The organism is Nocardia sp. CA-129566, from assembly GCF_050956075.1.
Classification (GTDB): Bacteria; Actinomycetota; Actinomycetes; order Mycobacteriales; family Mycobacteriaceae; genus Nocardia.
In genome coordinates this window covers 943788-965577 of record NZ_CP192085.1, presented here as the reverse complement: position 1 = coordinate 965577, position 21790 = coordinate 943788, and the positions used below count along the sequence as shown (strand labels likewise).

The 21790-nt window shown below is 66.1% G+C and carries 23 protein-coding genes; 14 read left to right on the top strand and 9 right to left on the bottom strand.

Annotation, left to right across the window (positions count from 1 at the left end; all coding sequences use genetic code 11):
* Window positions 1–10: 10 nt before the first annotated feature.
* Window positions 11–619 carry a hypothetical protein gene (locus tag ACQP0C_RS04520; protein WP_433682416.1) on the bottom strand — a complete coding sequence of 203 codons (609 nt, stop codon included), beginning with the start codon at window positions 617–619 and terminating at the stop codon, window positions 11–13.
* 99 nt (window positions 620–718) lie between these two features.
* On the opposite strand from ACQP0C_RS04520, the gene ACQP0C_RS04515 reads away from it, so the two are divergent.
* Window positions 719–1444, top strand: a complete 726-nt coding sequence (locus ACQP0C_RS04515) for an LmeA family phospholipid-binding protein (protein WP_433730842.1) — start codon at window positions 719–721, stop codon at window positions 1442–1444.
* Between the two features lie 471 nt (window positions 1445–1915).
* On the opposite strand, the gene deoC is transcribed toward ACQP0C_RS04515, so the two are convergent.
* Complete coding sequence (gene deoC / locus ACQP0C_RS04510; RefSeq protein ID WP_433730840.1) at window positions 1916–2602, bottom strand: deoxyribose-phosphate aldolase; 687 nt, start codon at window positions 2600–2602, stop codon at window positions 1916–1918.
* A gap of 131 nt (window positions 2603–2733) precedes the next feature.
* Here deoC and ACQP0C_RS04505 point away from each other — a divergent pair, with 131 nt between their 5' ends.
* Window positions 2734–3309, top strand: a complete 576-nt coding sequence (locus ACQP0C_RS04505; protein WP_433730838.1) for a GNAT family N-acetyltransferase — start codon at window positions 2734–2736, stop codon at window positions 3307–3309.
* A gap of 378 nt (window positions 3310–3687) precedes the next feature.
* Here ACQP0C_RS04505 and ACQP0C_RS04500 read toward each other — a convergent pair whose 3' ends face one another.
* Window positions 3688–3963: a hypothetical protein gene (locus ACQP0C_RS04500; protein ID WP_433730836.1), complete on the bottom strand. Its 276-nt coding sequence runs from the start codon at window positions 3961–3963 to the stop codon at window positions 3688–3690.
* A gap of 128 nt (window positions 3964–4091) precedes the next feature.
* On the opposite strand from ACQP0C_RS04500, the gene ACQP0C_RS04495 reads away from it, so the two are divergent.
* The gene (locus tag ACQP0C_RS04495) at window positions 4092–5048 is read left to right on the top strand and encodes a formyltetrahydrofolate deformylase (RefSeq protein WP_433730834.1); all 957 of its coding nucleotides are present in this window, start codon (window positions 4092–4094) and stop codon (window positions 5046–5048) included.
* A gap of 193 nt (window positions 5049–5241) precedes the next feature.
* Here ACQP0C_RS04495 and ACQP0C_RS04490 read toward each other — a convergent pair whose 3' ends face one another.
* From ACQP0C_RS04490 to ACQP0C_RS04470, 5 genes are all read right to left on the bottom strand, one after another.
* Window positions 5242–6276 (bottom strand): alpha/beta fold hydrolase, encoded by a 1035-nt coding sequence (locus ACQP0C_RS04490; RefSeq protein WP_433730832.1) that lies wholly within the window; start codon window positions 6274–6276, stop codon window positions 5242–5244.
* A gap of 526 nt (window positions 6277–6802) precedes the next feature.
* Complete coding sequence (locus tag ACQP0C_RS04485) at window positions 6803–7099, bottom strand: DUF2516 family protein (protein WP_354956879.1); 297 nt, start codon at window positions 7097–7099, stop codon at window positions 6803–6805.
* Between the two features lie 72 nt (window positions 7100–7171).
* Window positions 7172–7816 carry a heparin-binding hemagglutinin gene (locus tag ACQP0C_RS04480; RefSeq protein WP_433730830.1) on the bottom strand — a complete coding sequence of 215 codons (645 nt, stop codon included), beginning with the start codon at window positions 7814–7816 and terminating at the stop codon, window positions 7172–7174.
* Window positions 7813–8313 (bottom strand): helix-turn-helix domain-containing protein, encoded by a 501-nt coding sequence (locus ACQP0C_RS04475; RefSeq protein ID WP_433730828.1) that lies wholly within the window; start codon window positions 8311–8313, stop codon window positions 7813–7815. Before ACQP0C_RS04475 ends, ACQP0C_RS04480 begins: the two co-directional genes overlap by 4 nt.
* A 103-nt stretch (window positions 8314–8416) precedes the next feature.
* The gene (locus tag ACQP0C_RS04470; RefSeq protein WP_433730826.1) at window positions 8417–9859 is read right to left on the bottom strand and encodes a DUF445 domain-containing protein; all 1443 of its coding nucleotides are present in this window, start codon (window positions 9857–9859) and stop codon (window positions 8417–8419) included.
* 234 nt (window positions 9860–10093) lie between these two features.
* On the opposite strand from ACQP0C_RS04470, the gene ACQP0C_RS04465 reads away from it, so the two are divergent.
* From ACQP0C_RS04465 to ACQP0C_RS04425, 9 genes are all read left to right on the top strand, one after another.
* Window positions 10094–10774 carry a TetR/AcrR family transcriptional regulator gene (locus ACQP0C_RS04465; protein ID WP_433734430.1) on the top strand — a complete coding sequence of 227 codons (681 nt, stop codon included), beginning with the start codon at window positions 10094–10096 and terminating at the stop codon, window positions 10772–10774.
* Between the two features lie 261 nt (window positions 10775–11035).
* On the top strand, window positions 11036–12475 hold the full coding sequence (locus tag ACQP0C_RS04460; protein WP_433730824.1) for an AarF/UbiB family protein: 1440 nt from the start codon (window positions 11036–11038) through the stop codon (window positions 12473–12475).
* Between the two features lie 32 nt (window positions 12476–12507).
* Entirely contained in the window at window positions 12508–13758 is a 1251-nt protein-coding gene (locus tag ACQP0C_RS04455) for a saccharopine dehydrogenase family protein (RefSeq protein WP_433730822.1), read from the top strand.
* 273 nt (window positions 13759–14031) lie between these two features.
* On the top strand, window positions 14032–14448 hold the full coding sequence (locus ACQP0C_RS04450) for a hypothetical protein (RefSeq protein WP_433730820.1): 417 nt from the start codon (window positions 14032–14034) through the stop codon (window positions 14446–14448).
* 3 nt (window positions 14449–14451) lie between these two features.
* Window positions 14452–15120, top strand: a complete 669-nt coding sequence (locus ACQP0C_RS04445; RefSeq protein WP_433730818.1) for a hypothetical protein — start codon at window positions 14452–14454, stop codon at window positions 15118–15120.
* Window positions 15117–15812, top strand: coding sequence for an ESX secretion-associated protein EspG (locus tag ACQP0C_RS04440; protein WP_433730816.1), 696 nt, complete (start codon window positions 15117–15119; stop codon window positions 15810–15812). The genes ACQP0C_RS04445 and ACQP0C_RS04440 overlap by 4 nt, the downstream gene beginning before the upstream one ends.
* Before the next feature lie 22 nt (window positions 15813–15834).
* Window positions 15835–16680, top strand: coding sequence for a polyphosphate kinase 2 family protein (locus tag ACQP0C_RS04435; RefSeq protein WP_433730814.1), 846 nt, complete (start codon window positions 15835–15837; stop codon window positions 16678–16680).
* A gap of 145 nt (window positions 16681–16825) precedes the next feature.
* Window positions 16826–17605 (top strand): DsbA family protein, encoded by a 780-nt coding sequence (locus ACQP0C_RS04430; RefSeq protein ID WP_433730812.1) that lies wholly within the window; start codon window positions 16826–16828, stop codon window positions 17603–17605.
* A complete protein-coding gene (locus ACQP0C_RS04425; protein WP_433730810.1) occupies window positions 17602–18168 on the top strand; it encodes a vitamin K epoxide reductase family protein in 567 nt (188 codons plus the stop codon). Before ACQP0C_RS04430 ends, ACQP0C_RS04425 begins: the two co-directional genes overlap by 4 nt.
* 24 nt (window positions 18169–18192) lie before the next feature.
* Here the strand turns inward: ACQP0C_RS04425 and ACQP0C_RS04420 are convergent, their stop codons facing one another.
* Window positions 18193–19314, bottom strand: coding sequence for a S1C family serine protease (locus ACQP0C_RS04420; protein WP_433730808.1), 1122 nt, complete (start codon window positions 19312–19314; stop codon window positions 18193–18195).
* Between the two features lie 107 nt (window positions 19315–19421).
* Here ACQP0C_RS04420 and ACQP0C_RS04415 point away from each other — a divergent pair, with 107 nt between their 5' ends.
* Window positions 19422–20474 carry an NAD(P)-dependent alcohol dehydrogenase gene (locus ACQP0C_RS04415; RefSeq protein ID WP_433730806.1) on the top strand — a complete coding sequence of 351 codons (1053 nt, stop codon included), beginning with the start codon at window positions 19422–19424 and terminating at the stop codon, window positions 20472–20474.
* A gap of 104 nt (window positions 20475–20578) precedes the next feature.
* Entirely contained in the window at window positions 20579–21784 is a 1206-nt protein-coding gene (locus ACQP0C_RS04410; RefSeq protein ID WP_433730804.1) for an AI-2E family transporter, read from the top strand.
* Window positions 21785–21790: the final 6 nt, after the last annotated feature.

Sequence of the window (21790 nt, the reverse complement as noted above, 5' to 3'; positions counted from 1 at the left end):
ACCGCATCGGTCATGCGCCGGTGAGGGCGCGACGCACCCGGGCCGCCGCCCGCGGCGGCAGACGCACACTCGCGGAACGGATTTCGTCGACATCGCAGCGATGGATGGCGACCGCGTCGCCGACCACCTCGTCCAGCGCGGACTGTCCGATATCGGCCTCGGCCAGATCGAGCACCGTGCGCACGGGTGTCGTCACCAGAAACGGACCCGCCGATTCGAGATCAGTGGGGATCAGCGCGCGCCGCAGCACCACCAGCCGCGGCGTGACCGGCGGTCGGCCCGCGCCGACCGATAGATGCAGGAATCGCGGACGTAGTCGCCCGAGCCCATGTAGATCGGCCGCGCTCTGATGGGATACCGCGGCGGCGCCGTCGAACCAGGCGGCCCACATGGCGTATTCGTCGAGCGGACCAGCGGGCCAATCGGCCAGGCGCAATAGCCCCACCCCGGCCCGCGTCACCGATCCGTCGCCGAGTCCGGCGCGCACTCGCGCCTCACATCCGGTGCGCAACACTTGTCTGGTGGTGAAGAATCCCGCATGGCGTCCCGCCAATCGCCGCAGCACACGCCACCCGTGCTCGGCGGAATCGAGGGCGCGGCCCGCCGCGTCGCCAGCCATGTCGACCAGGCTACGCTCGAATCTTGTGTCACATGTCACAATCGAACCCCTCACAGCGCCCACAGAGCGACCTCAGAAAAGTCCGGAAGAATCGAGCGCATGAGTACGAAGAGCCCATCCACCCTGAAGGTGAACCGGCGTGCCCTGGTGATCGCCCTAGTCGTGGTCGCGATTCTGCTCGCTACCGTGCTGGTCGGCGGGGAGGCGTATGCCAGACATCAAGTTTCGCGTTGCATCAGTACGCAATTCGAGAAGGATATGGGCTCGAAGATCGATGTGAGCTTCGGCCCCAAACCGATGCTGCTCACCTGGATCGACGGCAAGGTCGGCCAGGTGAAGGTGGACAGCGCCGACTCCAAATTCGGCCCCGCCGTCGGCATGGTGGTGCATGCCAGGTTCAACGATCTCGAGATCACCGATAGCGGCCGCACCGGCGGCACGATCGGTAGCTCCTCCGCCGATGTCACCTGGGGCAATGACGGCATCCGGGAGACCCTCGGCGGCCTGGTCAGCGGCGTGTCGTCCTCCGCGTCGAGCGGGATGCTGACCCTGGATGTGCTCGGCGGGCTCGCGCAGTTGCAGGTGAAGCCGCAGGTCAAGAACGGCGTCGTCGAGGTCGAGACGATGTCGGCGGCACTGCTCGGGATCGGGCTGCCGACGGATCTGGTGTCGGGGATCGTCGATACCTTCACCCAGAGTCTGCAGAGCTACCCGCTCGGCCTGAAGGCCACCGAGATCAAGGTCACCGATAGCGGCATCGCGGTGAAGTTGGCTGGCGGTCGCACCGAACTCCCCGCCGACCAGGGCAACAACGCCACCTGCTGATCCGGATCGCGATGCGGTTCATCGCGACCGGCGTGTGTTCGCCAATCCCGAACACCGCCGCGCCGGATGCCCGCTGTCCAGCCGCAGCCCGAGCAGCCCCACACCTTCTCGCCGGATCGGCCGACCCGAAGACCGCCGCCCCGGGAGCTGAGGCGCTGGCCGACGTCGATGGGTGACCGCCTGACAGACAACCGCATTCACGGACGTCGCCCAACGTGCGCCGCGATATCCGATCCAGCGACTTCTGCCAAGGTGGACCACCTAACGGAACAACCACATCCGCCGACAACGCCCAACACGGACCGCCCCACCCGATCCAGCGACTTCTGCCAAGGTGGACCACCTAACGGAACAACCACATCCGCCGAGAGCGCTCAACGCGCACCTTCCGCCCGATCCGGCGACTTCTGCCGCGTTGCGCGAAAAGTGAATGCTCAGCGCGGTATCGATGGATCGGCAGGGAACTTCGGATCAGTCCGAGAAACCGTCGAGCACCGCGCCGGATTTCGAGAGGCCGAGTCGGGTGGCACCCGCGGCGATCAGTTCCGCGGCGGCCTCGCAAGTGCGGATTCCGCCGCTGGCCTTCACACCGAGCCGCCCGCCGACCGTCTCGGCCATCAACCGAACCGCGTGCACGCTCGCCCCACCGGCTGGGTGAAATCCTGTGGAGGTCTTCACAAAATCGGCACCGGCGCGCTCGGCGACTCGACAGACCTCGATGATCGCCTCATCGGGCAGCGCCGCCGATTCGATGATCACCTTGAGCACCGCACGGTCCCCCACGGCCTCACGCACGGTCACGATGTCGGAGAGCACCGCGATGTAATCGCCTGCGAGCGCGGCACCGACGTCGATCACCATATCGACCTCGGCCGCACCCTGTTCGACCGCGAGGCGCGCCTCGGCACCCTTGATCAGTGAATGGTGCTTCCCCGACGGGAAACCGGCGACGGTCGCGACCACCAGACCGGGCGCGCGCACCGGCAACATAGAGGGCGATACGCAGATCGCGAACACACCGAGTTCGCGTGCCTGCGCGACCAACCCGTCCACATCGGCGTCCGTCGCCTCCGGCGCGAGTAGCGTGTGGTCGATCATGGCGGCCACTTCGGCCCTGGTAAGCGACGCGGAATTTGCCACAGGGTGAGAGTCTGGCATACCGGTGGCGAATTCCGTTGCGCGCCTCGGATGCATCGCGCACACTCGATACTGTCGGTAGAGCCGCTGCGACTGCCCTGCCGACAGTTGCGCTGCGGATGGCCCAATTTCGTTCAGGAGGAGACGACACCGTGCTGATCCGTCGCGAACGCGCCGACGATGCCGCCGCGATCGCGGCCGTCCACCGCAGTGCCTTCGGACCGCATTACGCGAAGAGCGATTCCGATCGGCGGGAAATGGCCGAACTCACAGGTGAACTCGCCGATGAGCGTGCCGCTGATCCACCCGAGGTCGATCTCGTCACTCGGCTGCGCAGCGATTCCGGCTGGATCCCCACCCTCTCGATGGTCGCGGTGGAACACGATGCCGTGATCGGCCACGTCTGCCTCACTCGCGCTGGCGTAGGCCCGTTCCCAGTGCTCGCCCTCGGCCCGATCGGCGTCCTCGCCGAACATCAGGGAATCGGCGTCGGCGCGGCCCTCATGCACGCGGCCCTCGGCGCCGCGGACGCCCTCGACGAGCCCCTCGTCGGCCTACTCGGCAGCCTCGACTTCTACCCCCAATTCGGCTTCATCCCCGCCGCCCGCCTCAGCATCACCCCCGACGACCCCTCCTGGATCTCCCACTTCCAGGTCCGCCCCCTCTCCGCCTACGACCCCCAAATCACCGGCGAATTCCACTACGCCGAACCATTTTACGAGCTGTAACCCCCAGTCCCGCCCTCGGAGTCAACCCCAGCAGCCCAATCCTCAGACCCCACAACCCCTCAACCATCAGCCCACCCTCCAGCGATGTTCCATGATCAGAATGCGCTGGTGCAGGCAAACATCGAGAGCGCCACTTCACCAGCGCACCTCGACGAAGTCAGCACGGCTCGCGACATCGGCGGCGCAGCTCACATACCTAGCTCAAGATCAGCATGTGATGGTGCGGGCAAACGTCGAGAGCGACACTGCGCCAGTGCTTTCTCGACGGAGTCGGCTTGGCTGGGGACTTGGGGATGGGGGTTGTGTGCTTAGTTCGCGATTGCCGTGGGGTGGTGCGGGTGGACGTCGGGAGTGGGCTGTGGGAGTGGTTTTTGGGGGTTAGGGGTGGTGGTGCATGGTGTAGACGTAGGAGCGTTCGTGTTTGCGGGAGACCCAGGCGCCTTCCGGGGGGAGGGGGCCTTGGCCGGGGTTGTCGAAGGGGCGGCTGAGGACTTCGCCGGAGTCGGTGCAGATGGACCAGCCGAAGTCGGGGAGGCGGCGGCACCAGAGGTCGTGGTCGACTCGTTTGTAGGAGGGGTAGCCGTAGGCCCAGCCTTCGCGCACGAATTCGTAGGTCAGCCCATCGAGCTGTCGGACGAACTGCACACGCGTCACGGCCGCATCCTCACATCGGGCCCGCGAGCGGTGCGTGGGCCACTCGTTGTTCATTATCCGATGTCGGCGAGCAGCGCGCGAGCAAACCTGTTGCGCGGGCGTCGTGGGCGACCTGGGAGGATGAGGCCATGAGTTCCGCTCCACCCGCTCCGGACGACCGCCGCTTCGTGCTCACCCTCGGTTGCCCGGACCGTCCCGGCATCATCGCGAGGATCACCTCGTTCATCGCCGAGTTCGGCGGGTCCATTGTGGAGGCCGGTTATCACTCCGTCCCGGGCGCGTCCGGCCAGGAAGTGGCAGCTCGCGTCGGCCAGGGAGCGCCGCAATCCGGGACCGCCGCCGATACCGGTTGGTTCTTCACCCGTCAGGCGATCAAGGCGTCGACGGTGCCGTTCGGCATCGCGGAACTGCGCGACCGGTTCGCGGGCGTGGCGGCCGACTTCGGCCCGGAGACGGAGTGGCAGCTGCTCGACTCCGGCGAACGCCGCCGCGCCGTTCTGCTGGTCAGCAAGGACGGCCACTGCCTGCACGACCTGCTCGGCCGGGCCACCAGCGGCGAATTGCCCGCCACCATCGAAGCGGTGATCGGCAACCATCCGGATCTCGCCGGTATGACCGAGGCGCACGGCGTCAAGTTCCACCATGTGCCCTTCCCGAAGGATCCGGCCGAACGCGGCCCGGCGTTCGACGAGGTCCGCGCCCTGGTCGACGCCCACGATCCGCACGCCGTCGTCCTGGCCCGCTTCATGCAGGTGCTGCCCGCAGAACTCTGCGAACACTGGGCGGGCAAGGCGATCAATATCCACCACAGCTTCCTGCCGTCGTTCGTCGGCGCCCGCCCCTACCACCAGGCCTTCGCGCGCGGCGTCAAGCTGATCGGCGCGACCTGCCATTACGTCACCGCCGAACTCGACGCGGGCCCGATCATCGAACAGGACGTCATCCGCATCGACCACGCCGACGAAGTCCGCGATATGGTCCGCCTGGGCCGCGATATCGAACGCGTAGTCCTGGCCCGCGGCCTCCGCTGGCACCTGGAAGGCCGAGTCCTGGTCCACGGCCGCCGCACCGTCGTCTTCTCCTGACCCACCGCATCGGCTCGATACGCCGACGACCACACAACGCGACAGCCAGTCGAGCGAGCTGGCGACTGCGGGCCTACCTCCCGCAATCAAGCAGGTGGGCAACGGTATCCGGTGTGGTCGTATGGCTATGGTTGCGACGCGAGTGGTGCTCGAGCAGCGGCGTCCGGGATGCTCGGGCAGGGCGGGGTGGGGCTCAGCTGACGGCTGCGGCGGGCTGGTGGACGGAGTCGAGGATCAGGGCTAGTTCCTCGTTGAAGCGTTCGAACATCTCGGCATTGCCGAGGTGGCCCTGGGGTAGGACCTCGTATTTGACCAAACTGCCGGTTTCGCTGAGCATTTCGGTGATTCGTTCGGAATGCACCGGCGGTGTCATATCGTCGAGCTCGCCCGCCAGGATCGTTGTCGGCACAGTGAGATTGCGTGCGGATTCGCCGAGATCCAGTTCGGCGAGCAGGATTCCGAATTTCGCACGTACTCGGGCGGGGCAGGAGCGGACGATGGCGAGGCTGTAGTCGACCACATCACCGGTTGAGCGCCGGCTCATGATCTGCCGGGTGAAGGCCCACTTCACGGGTGCGATCGGCGGGAAGACGATCGGGGTGCCGAGGCCGAGGCGGCCGATGAAGTGCGGCAACGGGATTCGCCGCCGCAGCAGCGGGAGCGGTGTGTTGAACAGCGGTACGATCGTGGTCTCGGCGACCAACTGCCCCGGTGCCGTGTTCGTCAGCAGTACCGCGCTGGCCTGCTCGGCGACCCGGTCGGGGTAGCGCCCGGCCCATGCCTGCAGCGTCATGCCGCCGAGGCTGTGGCCGACCAGCACGGCCCGTTCGCTGGGGTGCAGGGTGGCATCGAGCACGGCGGCCAGATCGTCGGCGAGTAGATCGGTGGTCAGCGGGCTGGAGCCCAGCTCACTCGCGCCGTGGCCGCGCACGTCATAGGCGATGACGCGGTATTCCCCGGCGAACGCGTTGATCTGCGCGTTCCAATATTCGATGGCGCAGGTCCAGCCGTGTACCAGCACGATCGCCGGAGCATCGGCCGGTCCGTAGGCGTGCACTCGCAGCCGCGCACCATCGCGGGTGACAACGGGAACGACCTCACACGGCGCCGTCGGCGGGTTCAGTGCCGCGATCGCATAGGTACGCGACCGCAGGTTGGCGCGGTATGTACGGATCAGCCCCCGGACCTGACCAGGGAAGTCCTTATCTGCAGGCGGCATTGCACGCATCGGACACTCCTTTGTGTAACTGCTAGATACAGTAACCCGGAGTGCTAGCTAGTGCAAGCACCAAAAGTTATCCGACGTTCCGCCGCTCACACTCGCGTCCCGCACCACATCGGACCAGCAATCCCCACCCCAACCGGCCCCTGAGTACCGCCCGCACCCTCACAAAGAACACCCCGATTCATACCGAGGCATCCCGGCCCGAAACCCGTCACTGCCAGCGCTGCGCACACTGAATTCACCCGTCTTCAGCCAGATCGACCGAGCAGATGACGGTCACGACGAGCCCAAATCATGGGGGGCACGGTCACGATGATGCAGAAGGCGACAACGGCCGCATCCCTCGATCACGGCGATGAGCAACGCTGCGGCTCCCCTGCCACAACCGAAGCGCCCCGACCCCGAGCGCGCCACTACCTGCTGAATCCCCTCAACAGCGACATCGCCGAGCAGATGACACTCACGACGATCAGGACATGCCCAACCGCCGCATCACCCCAACCCGGAACCAGGGGCGCTTTGGAAGCCCCTACCAGCGCGGCCCGCGCTGAATCTCGTCCACCTTCGGTCGCACATCGGCCAGATACACGCCGGTGGCGATGATGGAGACCAGGGCGAGCAGGCTGGTGACGCTCAGGGACAGGAGCAGGAACAACAGGGCTGCGCCGAGGATCGCGATCCAGATCGGTTTTGTCAGCTTGTCCACTGCTGTGAAGGCGTCGGGGCGTTGGCGGATGGCGTGGATCAGCGCGAAGATTGTCGCGCCGAGCGCCAAGAGCCGCAGCCCGTCCAAAATCCAGCTGGCCAATCCGTGCGCTGTGTCCACCAGCCCATCATAGAAGCAACGGCCCCGCACACGCCGGGTGTGCGGGGCCGTTGCGGCGGGACATGAAGGGCGTCAGGCCTTCTTGGGAGCCGCCTTCTTGGCCGGAGCCTTCTTGGCGGCGACCTTCTTGGCCGGGGCCTTCTTGGCGACACCGTCGGTGGCGGGCTCGGTCTCGGTGGTCACCTCGACGACCTCGGCCTCGACGACCGGGTCGGCCTCTTCCTCGGCCTCTTCCTTGGCCGGACGGCCGATCAGCTCGTTGACCTTGGCGAGCGCATCCTCGGCGCGGCTGGCCGCATCCTTGTAGAGGGTCTCGACCCGCTCGATCTGATCCTCGACCAGGTGGTTGGCGCGCAGCCGATCGACGGTCTCCTCGCCGCGCACGGCCAGGTCCGCGTACAGCTCCACGACCTGGTTGTAGTACTTCTCGGCGAGCGCCCGCAGCTCCTCCGGGGTGAACTTCTCGCGCAGTTCGGCCAGGTCCTCCGGCAGCTCGGAGGGCAGCCCGGACAGCCGCTCGCGCAGCGACTCGAACTGGGCACGCACATCGGCGGGCACATTGGCGAAGCGCTCGCGGGCCTCTTCGACCCGGCCGCTGACATCAGCGGTGGCAGCGCGCTCGCGCACCTGGGTGACGGCGTCGACAACCGCGGTGTACACCGCGTCACCGGCGCCGACGGTCGCGAACAGTGGCTTGATGCTCGAGTTTTCGGTCATTCTTCGTTCTCCTGGCGTGGCGGAGTAGGTGTTGTGCTCGGAACGTCGCTGTCCCATTCAGTCCCCCCTGGTTCGCTTCCTCCGTTTTCCCGGCGAAACGATTCATAGATGTCCAACAGCACCTGCTTCTGCCGTTCGCTGATCGACGTATCGGCAAGCAGGGCATCCCGGACCGGACTGTGCGGCCGCTGCTCGAGATAGCCAGCCCGTACGTACAACACCTCCGAAGAGACCCGCAGCGCCTTGGCGATCTGCGCGAGTACTTCGGCGGACGGATTGCGCAATCCGCGCTCGATCTGGCTGAGGTACGGATTGCTCACTCCCGCCAGGGTGGCGAGCTGACGCAACGAGACTTGCGCGGCTTCTCGTTGTGCCCTGATGAAACCACCGATGTCGTGTGCCGCGTTCGCGACACGCGCCGCCTTTTCGCCGACGCCGCTGGATCTCTCCAGCGATTCGTCGGTGTACTCGGCGGAACCTTCGGGCTGGTCTGCCATCACTCACCTTCTGGCGGTTGTACGTTTCCAATTCTAAAGCAGAGTGCTAACTATTGCAAGCACTCTGCTAGCACCTTTCCAGCAAACATTCGGCGCGCTGTGGTCAGCCGCCGAACAGCACCTGAGAAATCGTGTAGATCGCCAGTCCCGCCAGCGATCCCACGACCGTGCCGTTGATGCGAATGAATTGCAGATCGCGCCCGACCTGCACTTCGATCTTCTTGCTCGCCTCCTCGGCATCCCACCGGGCAACAGTATCGGTCACCAGCGTGGTGATCTCCGCGGCATAGTTTTCCACCAGATACCGCGCGCCGCGGTCGATCCACCCGTCGACTTTGGCGCGCATCTCGGCGTCGTCACGCAACCGCTCGCCGAGCTGCTGCACGTTCTCGGCCACCTTGCGCCGCAGCGTGGAATCCGGATCATCGGCCGATTCCAGGATCAACCGCTTGGCCGCGCGCCAGGTCGCCTGGGCCATTCCGGTGATCTCCTCGCGCCCCATGATCTGCGCCTTGATCCGCTCGGCCTTTTTGATCATCGCGGCGTCGTGCTGGAGGTCGTAGGCGAATTCCTCGAGGAACCGATTCGCCGCGAGCCGAACCTCGTGTTCCGGATCGGCCCGCACCTTCCAGGTGAACTCGACCAGCTCGCGATAGATCTTTTCCGAAAGCAGAATGTTGACGAATTTCGGAGCCCATTGCGGCGCGTCCCGCAAAACGATCCGATCGATCGTCTCCTGTGAGCCGAGCGCCCACTGGTGCGCGCGCTCGGCGAGCATGTCCAGCAGCGGCAGCTGCCGATTGTCGGCCAGCAGTTCGGCGAGCACCCGGCCGATCGGCGGACCCCACAGCGGTTCGGCGATCCGCTTGACGATGGTGTTATCGATCACCTGCTCGACGTCCTCGTCCCGCAGCACCCCGACCACCGCGCGCAGGATCGTCGAACTTTCCTGGGCCACCCGGCCCGCATGTCCGGGATCGGCCATCCAGCGCCCGACCCGCCAGGAGACCTGCGCCGAATTCACTTTCGCCGAAACCACGTCCGGGGCAAGAAAATTCGAGCCGACGAAGGAGCCGAGGCTGGCGCCGAGCTGATCCTTCTTCTTCTTGATGATCGCGGTGTGTGGGATCGGCAGGCCCAGTGGATGCCGGAACAGCGCGGTGACCGCGAACCAGTCGGCGAGCGCGCCGACCATGCCCGCCTCGGACGCGGCCCGCAGGTAGCCGACCCAGTCACCGCCCGACCCGCGCGATTCCAGCCACCGGCAGAACAGATAGATCGTCGTCGCGAACGCCAACAAACCGGTGGCCAGCGCCTTCATCTTGAACAGATCGCGACGCTTGCCCTCGTCGTCGACGAAGGCCGCGAAACTGGCCGGCGACGCCGGCACATCGAGCACCGCGCTGGTGGAGTCGGGCCCTGCGCTGGCCCGCCCGTCGCCCGCCGCCGCCCGCGACGTGCGGTCTTCGGCCGACTGCGCCGGTCCGGCCGCCACCACCTCCGCGCCCGTCGTTCGCGCCGCTGTGTTGCCGGGAGCTCTCTCCATGACACCCATTCTGCTGCGTGTCGCGGACAGACCTCCGGCCCGATCGCAAGCGACATGCAACCGACACCGAACGGTCGGATTGTGTGCAACCTGTCGCAACCACTACCCAAACGCGCATGTTGGTCGTTGCCTGGACCTAAGCTGGTGGTTCCAGGATGCCGAACAACCGAGGGAGTCAAGCTGTCCACCGAAGACCTTGTCGATGTCGGCGAGCTCGCCGAACGACCGGCGGCGGTGCGCACCGGCCGGACGGACGGTCGTAAGCGCCGATGGCGACAGCACAAGATCGACCGCCGCGAAGAGCTGGTCGACGGCACCCTCGCGGCTATCCGCACGCGCGGCAGCAATGCGGGCATGGACGAGATCGCCGCGGAGATCGGCGTCTCCAAGACCGTGCTCTACCGGTACTTCTCCGATAAGAACGACCTGGTCCACGCGACCATGCAGCGATTCATCGAGACCACCCTGATGCCGCGGGTGTACGAGGCGATCAGCCTCGACGCCGACGAATACCACCTGGTGCGTTCGGCGCTGGCCGCCTATGTCGGCACGGTCGACGAGGACCCCGAGGTCTACCGGTTCATCATGGGCAACGGCTCGACCGATCAGTCCTCACTCGCCGAATTCGAGAAGCTCTTCGCCGACGTCGTCACCACGGTCATCATCGATCGCAGCGCCGAGCACGGCTTCGCGACCGAAGGTGCGCGGCTGTGGTCGTATGTGCTGGTCGGCGGCATCCAGTTGGCTACGCACTGGTGGACGACGGATAAGGCGATGGCACGCGAAGAGGTCATCGACTACCTGACCATGATGGCCTGGAGCGCGATCGAGGGAATGGCGCGCGCCGGTGGTTCCCGCGAGATCTTCAACGCCCAGCCGCACATCCTGCCCGAGCCGCCGCAGACCGGTGCCTGACCGCTAGCTCGCGGTCGCCGACGTGATCGATCGCCCGACTTCGAGCCGCTAACAGGCCGCTAGCTGGGGCGCTAGCTGAAATGGTGACGGCGGTCTCGACATTGCCGCGTCGTTGGCTACTCTGAAGCCGAGCGGTGCATGGTGTCGCACATCACCGCCCTCGCTCTGCCTGATGGCGGTCTGCGCGGGTCGCTATGTGGTTACGCAAGCTACCGCTGCGCGCCCGTCGCTCCGACCGCTGGCACCAATGGAGGTACCTCGATGGCGAAGCAAGTGCCGACTTCTCGGCTTGCTCGTGGCACCAAGCTGGGTGCGGTGGCAGCCAGTTCGGTCATCCGAACCCAGCGCACACGGCTATCGATGCGGGGCAGATCGGCGGCCGTGCGCGCGAAGATGGCCGAGGAATCGATGATCCGCACCACCGAACAGGTGGTCATGGTCCTCGGGACCATGAAGGGCGTGGCCATGAAGCTGGGCCAGATGATGTCGGTACTCGATCTCGACCTGGTGCCCGAGAGTCATCGGGAGCGCTTCCAGAAGCGATTGGCCGTGCTGCGCAATGCCGCGCCGACGGTGTCGTTCGAAGCGATGCGTCAGGTGATCGAGGAGGATTTCGGCCAACCGCTGGACGCGGTCTTCGCCGAATTCGAGCCGGAGCCCATTGCCGCTGCCTCGATCGGGCAGGTGTATCTCGGACGGCTGCGCGACGGCCGCCAAGTCGCGGTGAAGGTGCAGTATCCCGGCATCGACGCCGCGGTGCGCGCGGATCTGAAGAATCTGGCCATGTTCCGGCGCGTGCTGCAATCGGCGATGCCCTGGGTGACCCCCGCCGTACTCGACGAGCTGCGGCTGAATATGGAAAGCGAACTCGACTACCACGCCGAGGCCGACACCCAATTGCAGATCGCCGAGCTCTATGCCGGACATCCGTTCATCATGGTGCCGCGCTCACTGCCCGAACTCAGCACGACACGGGTGCTGGTCAGTGAGTATGTGGCGGGCAAGGGATTCGAGGAGATCCGCCAACTGCCCGCGGCCGAGCGCAATCGGATCGGCGAGATCATCTACCGGTTCTATGTCGGTTCGCTGTTCAGCTTCAATGAGTTCTGCGGCGACCCGCATCCCGGAAATGTGCTGCTCGCCGATGACGGCCGGGTCGGCTTCCTCGACTTCGGTCTGTTCAATCGGATGGATCCCGAACATGTGCGATTCGAGACGATCTGCCTGCGCGCGGCGGCCGAGGATCGCGCGGAAGACCTGCGGCAGTTGATGATCGAGCGCGGCGTGATCGACTCACCCGAGGAGATCGGGGCCGAGGAATGCCTGGAATATGTACTCGCGGCCTCGGAATGGTGTCTGGTCGACGAGGAGCTGACCATCACACCGGAGCTGGCCAGCGGTGCGTTTCTGCTGGCGGTGGATCCGCGGGCCAGTGAGTTCGCCGGAATGAAACAGCAGAATCTGCCGCCCGAGCACCTGTTCTCGCGCCGCGCCGACTTCCTCACCTTCGGCATGCTCGGCCAGCTCGAATGCAGTGCGAACTGGCACATGATCGCCCGCGAATGGCTCTACGACGAACCGCCGGTCACCGAATTGGGTAAGGCGCACCGCGAATGGCTGGTCGAGCATCGGCCGACGCCGACCAAGAAGCCGCGGGCCCGCGCGAACAAGTCCACCGCGCGCGGTTCCGGCGCGAAATAAGATCCACGACAGCAGCTATCGAACGGAAGACCATGACTGACAACCGAGAATTCGACCTAGTGCTGTTCGGCGCAACAGGTTTCGTCGGCAAGCTGACCGCGCAGTATCTGCTCGGCGCGGCGCCCGCCGACGCGCGCATCGCGCTGGCGGGACGTTCGCTCGACAAATTGACCAGCGTCCGTGACGAACTCGGCCCGGCCGCGGCGAATTGGGATCTGATCGTCGCGGATTCGACCGATCAGGCCGCACTCGACGCACTGGCCGCGCGGACCACCGTCGTGGTGACCACCGTCGGCCCGTACCTGCGCTACGGCCTCCCGCTGGTGGCCGCGTGCGCCAAGGCCGGAACCCACTACGCCGACCTCACCGGTGAGCCGCTGTTCATCCGCGACGCGATCGACAACTACCACGAGCAGGCCGTTGAAACCGGTGCGAAGATCGTGAATTCCTGTGGCTACGACTCGATTCCGTCCGATCTGAGCGTGTACCAGCTGTACCAGCGCACGGTTGCCGACAACACCGGCGAGCTCGAGGACACCACCCTGATCGCATCGCTCAAGGGCGGGGTCAGCGGCGGCACCATCGACTCGGGCCGGGCCATGATGGAGGCCATCGCCGCCGATCCGTCCAAGGGTTCGGTAATGAGCCACCCGTACTCGCTGAGTCCGGACAAGTCGATGGAACCCGATGTGGGCCGCCAGACCGATCAGGCGCTGCAGCGCGCGAGCACCATCGACCCCAGTCTGGACGGCTGGGTCGGCACCTTCGTCATGGCCGCGCACAACACCAAGATCGTGCGCCGCACCAATGGCCTGCTCGGCTGGGTCTACGGCAAGCACTTCCGCTACCGCGAGGTGATGAATGCGGGCAAGTCGGCCACCGCGCCGCTGGTGGCCGCCGGAATGGCGGGCGGCATCGTCGCGACGATGGCCGCGGGTGCGGTGCTTTCGCGAGTCGCGGTGGGGCGCAAGCTGCTCGACCGCATCGTGCCGAAGCCGGGCACCGGGCCGAGCGAAAAGGCGCGCACCAGTGGGTGGTTCACGATGAAGACCTACGCGCGTACCTCCTCGGGCGCGAGGTATGTCGCCACCTTCTCCGGCACCGGCGATCCCGGATATCAGGCGACCGCGGTAATGCTCGGCCAGGCCGGACTGTGCTTGGCCTTCGATGGTGCGAAGCAGTCCGGGTTGGCCGGCATTCTCACCCCCGCGGCGGCAATGGGCGATGCGCTCACCGATCGGTTGCGGGCGGCGGGGATGACCATCGAGGTCGAGCGCGTCTGAACCTGGCTTGCCGCATCATGAACGCGCCCGCCCGCGCCGCGTAGTCGTCTCTGACCCAGCGGTCGGGTGGGTGGACCACCCCCATCGATCGGATCACGGTGCCGTCGGCCTCGTGCGGCGTCAGCCGATGCCGTGGCGGGGCTCGGCAATTGGAGGGTCGTGCGCCACATCACAATGGCGCACGGCCGGAGCCAAGCCCGGTACACAGGTCCCTACCGAGCGGTAAAGTGCCGACCAGTGCGGTGGGTGGACCGAGCGAAGGGGGCAACCCAGATGGCGGTACCTGATACCGGGCAGCGGATGGCCAGACAGCTGTACGCCGCCGCCACCGGGACCAGCGGCGGCGAACCCTTCGAATTGGCGGCTGATGTCGCCGAAAACCTCGCCACCGCATGCGACAAACTCGTCGAGGATCTGCAAAAGGCCGCTGCCAACGGACATTTCGTGACCGAAGTCAACGGCTTCCCCGACCTGCCGACCGGACGCGGTCTGACAAAGGGCTTCGGCGACAAAGGCACCCAATTCCTCGACACCATCACCGCATTCCTGGAAACCGCCCTGCTGTACAAGGCGGCCTACCTCGCCGCGGGCAAGCGATTCGAGGATGCCGAGGCCGCCCATCGCGCCGCACTGCAAGTGATCACCGACTACCTGGAGTCGGGCGAACCGATCAGCGACGGAAGTCACTGAGCCATGGCAGATTCCGCGACCAAGGCCACCGCCGACGCCATCCGGGCCCAACAGCGCGCCCTCGCCGACTCCGCCGGATCGGCCAGCGGCGGAACCGATCCCGCCTACGCACCCGAGCGCGAACTCTTCGGCGCCTATACCCATCAGGAGATCTGGGAGCTGGTGCACGAGGTCATCGATCCCGTCGCCCTGGGCCGGATCGCCGATGCCTGGCGCGCCAACGCCACCGCGGTCGCCGAGGCATTCCAGGCCTTTTCCGATGCCACCAACCGCGAATTCGCGCACTGGACCGGCCGTTCGGCCGATGCCGCGCTGCGCGCCACCCGCGAATTCGTCCGCGCTGGCGCCGAGGCGCACGACGTCTGCCGCGCGGTGCAGCGCCTGATGGAACTCAATTCCGATGCCGCACAGGCCATCCGAGCGGCGATCTCGCCGCCGTCGCAGTATCGTGCACTGGAAGATCCGGCCGCCGAAGCCATTCACGGCGGACAACGCAGGATGGACCACGACATGGCCGCTGCTACGGCGCAGGCCGATGTCCAGGACACGATGACCTATGTCTATACCCCGACCATGCCCGCCTCCGGTGATCGTGTCCCCCGGTTCACCCCACCACCCGACGGTCCACAGATCGCGCGGCCGAACCCCGGCGGTGGGGGCGGCGCACGGTGAAATGGGTATTCACCCCGGACGAGTTCACCCATGTCTGGGAAAGCGAAACGAGCCTCGACCGCCGACCCTATCCGGTCAATCTGGCGCCCGCCGCCACGGTCCGCACCGAATCCGAGCACGCCGCGCTACGCCTGCCCCAGCGCTTCGCCCGCCAGGCCGACGCGGATCTGGCTGCCGCGCTGATGCTGTGCGCGCGCACCGACGCCACCACCATCACCATCTCCGGTGAATCGGGCGGCAAGCGGATCCTGGTATTCGCCGCGGTGGTGCACAACCACGCGGGCGTCCTGATCGCCGACATCGACAAGGTGACGGTGCGCATGTGCCACGCCCGCAACCTGGGTAAGCAGCTGATCGAGATCATCGGCTCGGCCCAGCCCGGCAAGCTGGCACCGATGCAGGAGCCGCAGGACGCGGTGCTGAACTCCGACGGTGACGCGGCCGCGAGCAACGGCCATCGCCGCGCCGCCCGGTTCCGCCAGACCCTGCGAAAACCGGTGGACGGTCGCGGATTCATCACCGTGACCGTGGAACCCGAGAATCCGATGTCGCCGCCCACTCGCCACCGCAGCTGGCTCGACTTCACCGGCGACGGACGCTATCTGCTCACCACCTCGCACGATCTGACCCTGGCCCCGGTCACCGACGAGGAATTCGCGGATCAATTGCTCCGCCTCGCCCAGATCCGCTGAGCGGGGGCCATACGATATTCGCATGGCGAAGAAATGGTCTCTGCCGCCCATCGAGGCCCTGCGGGCCGATGGATTACGCATCGCTGATCTCGACACCTCCGGCACGCCCGGATTCACCGGCGATAAGTCGCAGGGCCAGGAACTGCTGACCGAACGCACCGCCGTGCTGTCGGATCTGCAGGAAAAGCTCTTCGCCAGCGGCCGCTCCGGCGATACCCGCAGCGTGCTGCTCGTACTGCAGGGCATGGACACCGCGGGCAAGGGCGGCATCGTCCGGCATGTCATCGGTTCGGTGGATCCCCAGGGCGTCGACCACACCTCCTTCGGTGTGCCGACCGAGGAGGAGAGGCGCCACCACTACCTGTGGCGCATTCGCAAGGCGCTGCCGCGCGGCGGACAGCTCGGCGTCTTCGACCGCTCGCACTATGAGGACGTGCTGGTCGTCCGGGTGCACAACCTGGTGCCACCGGAGGTCTGGGAGCCGCGCTACGACGAGATCAACGCCTTCGAACGGGAACTGCTCGACGAGGGCACCGTGCTGGTCAAGGTCGCCATGTTCGTCTCACTCGACGAGCAGAAGAAGCGGCTGCGCGAACGCCTGGACCGACCGGACAAGCACTGGAAGTTCAACCCCGCCGATATCGATGAGCGCGGCTATTGGCCCGCCTACCAAGAGGCCTACCAGGTGATGCTGGACCGCACCTCGACCGACTACGCCCCCTGGCATGTCATCCCGGCCGACCGCAAATGGTTCTCCCGCCTCGCGGTCACCGAATTGCTCATCGACGCACTGGACCGGCTCAAACTCGATTGGCCACCGGCGCGGTTCGATGTCCAGGAGCAGCAGCGCCGCCTCGAACAAGCCTGAACACGCGTTCTGCCGGGGCCAAGGTTCCTCTCAGGTTGACCACGGATGATGTGGGCCGTGCCCGTCCACGCCCTGGGTGAGTTCCGGATCTACCATCGTGGCGGCAGAGAACCGGCAGGCAAGCGAAAGGCGTGGTGAACGCACGGTGAGCAATAAACCGGGTGGTAAGAAGAATCCGCTCTTGGCGGCGGAGCGCGCCGACCGCAACCGCAAGATCTTCATCCAGGTGGGCGTGGCGATCGTACTGGTCGGGCTCATCGCCGCGATCGGCATCGGGATCGCGGTGAAGAATGCCAAGAAGAACGATCTGGGGGCCACCCCGTCCATCGCGGCCACCGCCGCCCAACTGCTCAACGGCGGCACCGCGACGATCACCGATAACGGCGCGATCCGCATCGGCAAGCCGGACGCGAAGGTCACCGTCCGCATCGTCGCCGACCTGCAGTGCCCGGCCTGCAAGGCGTTCGAGGCGGCCAATGCGCAGGTGATCAAGGACGCCGTCGACAAAGGCACCGCCGTCGTCGAGTACAACGTGATCTCCTTCCTCGACAAGGCCTCGACCACCAAGTACTCCTCGCGCGCGGCCAATGCGTCCTACTGCGTCGCCCAGTCGGATCCGTCGAAGTACCTCGGCTGGCTGACCACCATGTTCGAAAAGCAGCCCGCCGAAGGTAGCGCCGGCCTGACCGACGATCAGCTGATCGAGATCGCGACGAGCGCGGGCTACACCGATTCGGCGGTGGCGCAGTGCATCAAGGACAACAGCTATAACAAGTACATCGAGGCCAAGACCAACGATGTATTGAAGAGCGGAATCCAGTCGACCCCGTCGGTCTTCGTCAATGGCAAGCAGATCCAGTCCAGCCAGGAGCTGATGACACCCGGCGGCCTCGCACCCGCGATTGCCGCCGCAGCGGGCCAGTGAACAACGCCTCGGCCAGATCCGCCTGGGTGCTGCTGATCGGCGGGCTGGCCGGCTGGCTCGCCTCGGTCACCCTGACCATCGAGCGGTTCAAGCTGTTCACCGATCCCGGCTACACCCCCTCGTGCAGCATCAACCCGATCCTGTCCTGCGGGAATGTGATGACCACCGAACAGGCCGCCCGGTTCGGATTCCCCAATCCGATCATCGGCATCGTCGGCTTCTCGGTGGTGGTCACCCTCGCGGTACTCGCCGTCTCCGGTGTGCGCTTTCCGCGCTGGATCTGGGGCGGGCTGTGGGTGGGCACCGTGCTCGGCACGATCTTCATCTGCTGGCTGATCTTCCAGAGCCTGTACCGGATCGGTGCGCTGTGCCCGTACTGCATGGTGGTGTGGGCGATCATCACCCCGCTGCTGGCGGTGGCCACCGAACGGGTGTGGGGTGATTCGCGCGGCCCGCTCGGGGTGGTTGTCGAATGGCGCTGGACTTTTGTGGCGCTGTTCTACGCGGTGGTGCTGCTGCTGGTCTTCCTGAAGTTCCAGGATTACTGGCTGTCGCTGGTCTAGGCGAGATCAGTTCGGTGTGCCCGGTCAGTTCGGTGCGCCCAGTGCGAGCACCACGCTGACCGTCCGCTGCGCACCGCCTACTCCGGTGACGCCGAGCAGCACGGTGTCATCCGGCTTGCGCACATTGATGGCGGCCCGCAATGCCTTCGCATTGGTGATGTCACGGCCATCGATCGAGGTGATCACATCCCCGTCGATGACTCCCGCCGCGTATGCCGGTAAGCCGTACAGCGCGACGTCGACCCGGGCCCCACCGGATTTCGCATCCGAGATCAGCACGCCGAGCGTCGCGGTGGGCCCGATGTGCACGGTCTCGGTGGGCGTACCGGAACGGATCTGGTACACCACCCGCATGGCCGCATCGATCGGCACCGCATAGCCGTTCGGTGTGCGCCCGACCTCACGCGCGGTCTCCCCCGATGCGGCGGTGATGACACCGACCACCGTGGCACCGGGATCGGCGAGCGCGCCACCGGACTGTCCCGCACTGACCGGCGCGGCGATCTCGACCATTCCGGTCAGTGATTTGCGGGTCAGATCCGAGGCGTTGAGCGCGACGATCGTGCTGTTCAGATCGGTGATATTGCCCTGGACCGAGGTCGGGGTGCCGCCGGTGCCGCCCGCATTTCCAATGGCCAGCACCTCCTCGTGGATGCGCAGATCGGCGGAGCTGCCGACGCGCGCGATCATCAGGTCGGCGGCGCCGGACAGTTCCAGTAGCGCGATATCCGCGCTGGAGTCGTAACCGAGCACCTTCGCGTCGTAGACAGCGCCGTTGCCGACATCGGTGACGGTCACCGTATCGGCGCCCTTCACCACGTGGTGGCTGGTCAGCACCTGGCCGTCAGTGGTGAGCACGATCCCGGATCCGGCGGCACCGAGCCCGAGCGGGCGCGCTGAGGTGCTGATATTCACCAGTGCCGGTTGGACGGCCTGCGCGACCGCCGCCGGATCCAGCGGCGGCAGCGGTTCGAGCAGGGCGGGTGCGGAGTCGTCCGCGCCCGACGGCGAGGTCCATTCCGACAGCTCACCGCGGAAGCCGAAGAAGGCCGCGACCGCGAGCACGACCGCGAACAGCAGCGCGAGCACGCGCCCACCGCCGTCGACGCGCTGCCCCTCGGGCGCACGGTGCCGTTCGTCGTCCATCGTCTCCCGCCTCCGGCTGGGCCTTTGACCAATTCCATTGTGGCCAGGAGATGTACAACAGGCGCTGCGTTTGGCAAACCTGCGCATGCGACGGTAGGCATGTACGCATGAGCGTTGCAGCCGCGTATGCGATGTCCGCGCCCGATGGGCAGTTCGAGAGGGTCGTCATCGAGCGGCGCGAGCTCGGGCCGCGCGATGTGCTGATAGATGTCAAGTACGCGGGCATCTGCCACTCCGATATCCACACCGCCCGCGACGAATGGGGTGGGGCGAAGTATCCCTGTATCCCCGGCCACGAGATCGCCGGCATTGTCGCCGCGGTCGGTTCCGAGGTGACCAGACATCGGGTCGGCGACCGGGTCGGCGTCGGATGCATGGTCGACTCCTGCGGCGTCTGCGGTCCATGTCTGGCGAATGAAGAGCAGTACTGCGACAACGGCGCCACGATGACCTACAACACCCCGGTGGACCCGTCCGTCCAGCCCGGCGGTCACACCATGGGCGGCTACTCGACCCAGGTCGTGGTGACCGAGAACTTCGTGCTGTCCATTCCCGACGGCATCGGACTCGATGTGGCGGCGCCGCTGCTGTGCGCGGGCATCACGCTGTTCTCCCCGCTGCGGCACTGGAACGCGGGACCGGGCAAACAGGTCGCGATCATCGGCATGGGCGGACTCGGACACGTCGGGGTGAAGATCGCCGCGGCGATGGGGGCCGAGGTCACGGTGCTGAGCCATTCGCTGGGCAAGCAGGACGACGGCAAGCGCTTCGGTGCCCAGCACTACTACGCGACCGGTGACAAGCAGACCTTCCGCGACCTACGCAACCGATTCGACCTCATCCTCAATACCGTCTCGGCCGACCTGCCGATCGACAACTACCTGCGCCTGCTGCGACTGGACGGCGCCCTGGTGATCCTCGGCATGCCCGAAAACCCGTTGAGCGTCAGCCCTTTCACCATCGCCGGGTACCGCCGCGCGCTGGCGGGCTCGATGATCGGCGGTATCGCACAGACCCAGGAGATGCTGAACTTCTGCGCCGAACACGGAATCGGCGCGGAGATCGAACTGATCTCGGCCGATGAGATCGACGGGGCATACGACCGGGTTGTCGCCAGTGATGTGCGGTACCGGTTCGTGATCGACGCGTCGACGATCTAGTACAGGCGCGCCGGGGCGTATTCGGTGCGCGCGACCGAGTCGAGTCGCGCGGCGGGCGCGCATGTCGTTGCGCGAATTCGTGTCCGGTTCAGTAGCTTGGCGGTGTGCCTGCGGATGAGAATCGAACGCCGCCCGCCGAAACGGCGGTGGTCACTGCCGATGTGACGGCGGGTCCGCCGCCATGGCTGTTGCGGGCGTTCCTGCTCGCCGCGGCGACGGTGGCCGGGCTGGTATTCGGCTTCTGGGTGCTGCAGAAGTTGCAGGGCTTTCTGCGGGTTCTGCTGGTTTCGCTGTTCCTGGCATTCGCCATCGAGCCCGCGGTGAATTGGCTTGCCGCGCGCGGGGTACGGCGCGGGCTGGCGACCGGAATCGTCTTCCTGCTGCTCACCGCGGCGACCGTCGCATTCGTGTGGACGCTCGGCGCGCTGCTCGTCGACCAGGTCACCACATTGGTCAAAAACGCGCCAGACAATGCGGATCAGGCCATCGACTGGGTCAATCGCACCTTCAAAACCCATCTGTCCAGCGACGATGTCCAGAAGTATCTCGGTGAGTGGAGTTCCACCATCGACCGCTATCTGGTCGGACTGGCCGGCAATGCCTGGGGCGTGGGCACCGCTGCGATCGGTGCGATCTTCCAGGCCCTCGGCGTGCTGTTGTTCACCTACTACTTCGCCGCCGACGGACCGCGCTTCCGCAATGCGGTCAGCTCAGTGCTGCCGCCGCACCGCCAGCGACAGGTGTTGCGCGCCTGGGATATCGCCGTCGAAAAGACCGGCGGCTACATCTATTCGCGTGGGCTGCTCGCACTGTGCTCCACGATCGCGCACTATGTCGCACTGCGCGTGCTCGATGTGCCGTCCGCCTTCGCGCTGGCATTGTGGGTCGGCGTTGTCTCGCAGTTCATCCCGACCGTGGGCACCTACCTCGCCGGTGCGTTGCCGGTGCTCGTCGCGCTGGTCCACAACCCATCCAGCGCGCTGTGGATTCTCGGCTTCATCCTGGTGTACCAGCAGTTCGAAAATTATGTCCTGCAACCGAGAATCACCGCGACCACACTGGATATGCATCCGGCCGTCGCATTCGGCGCGGTCATCGCGGGTGCCGCGATCCTCGGGCCGACCGGTGCGCTGCTGGCGATTCCGGTCACCGCGACGGTGCAGGCGTTCGCCAGCGCCTACATCCGTCGCTACGAGGTCGAGGCGGATACCGATGCCGATAAGACCGAGCGGCCGCCGAAGAAGCAACGAAAGTGGACCCGACAGCTGACCATTCGTCTCACCGGCAGTCGGCGGCCGCCGACCGAATAACACCCG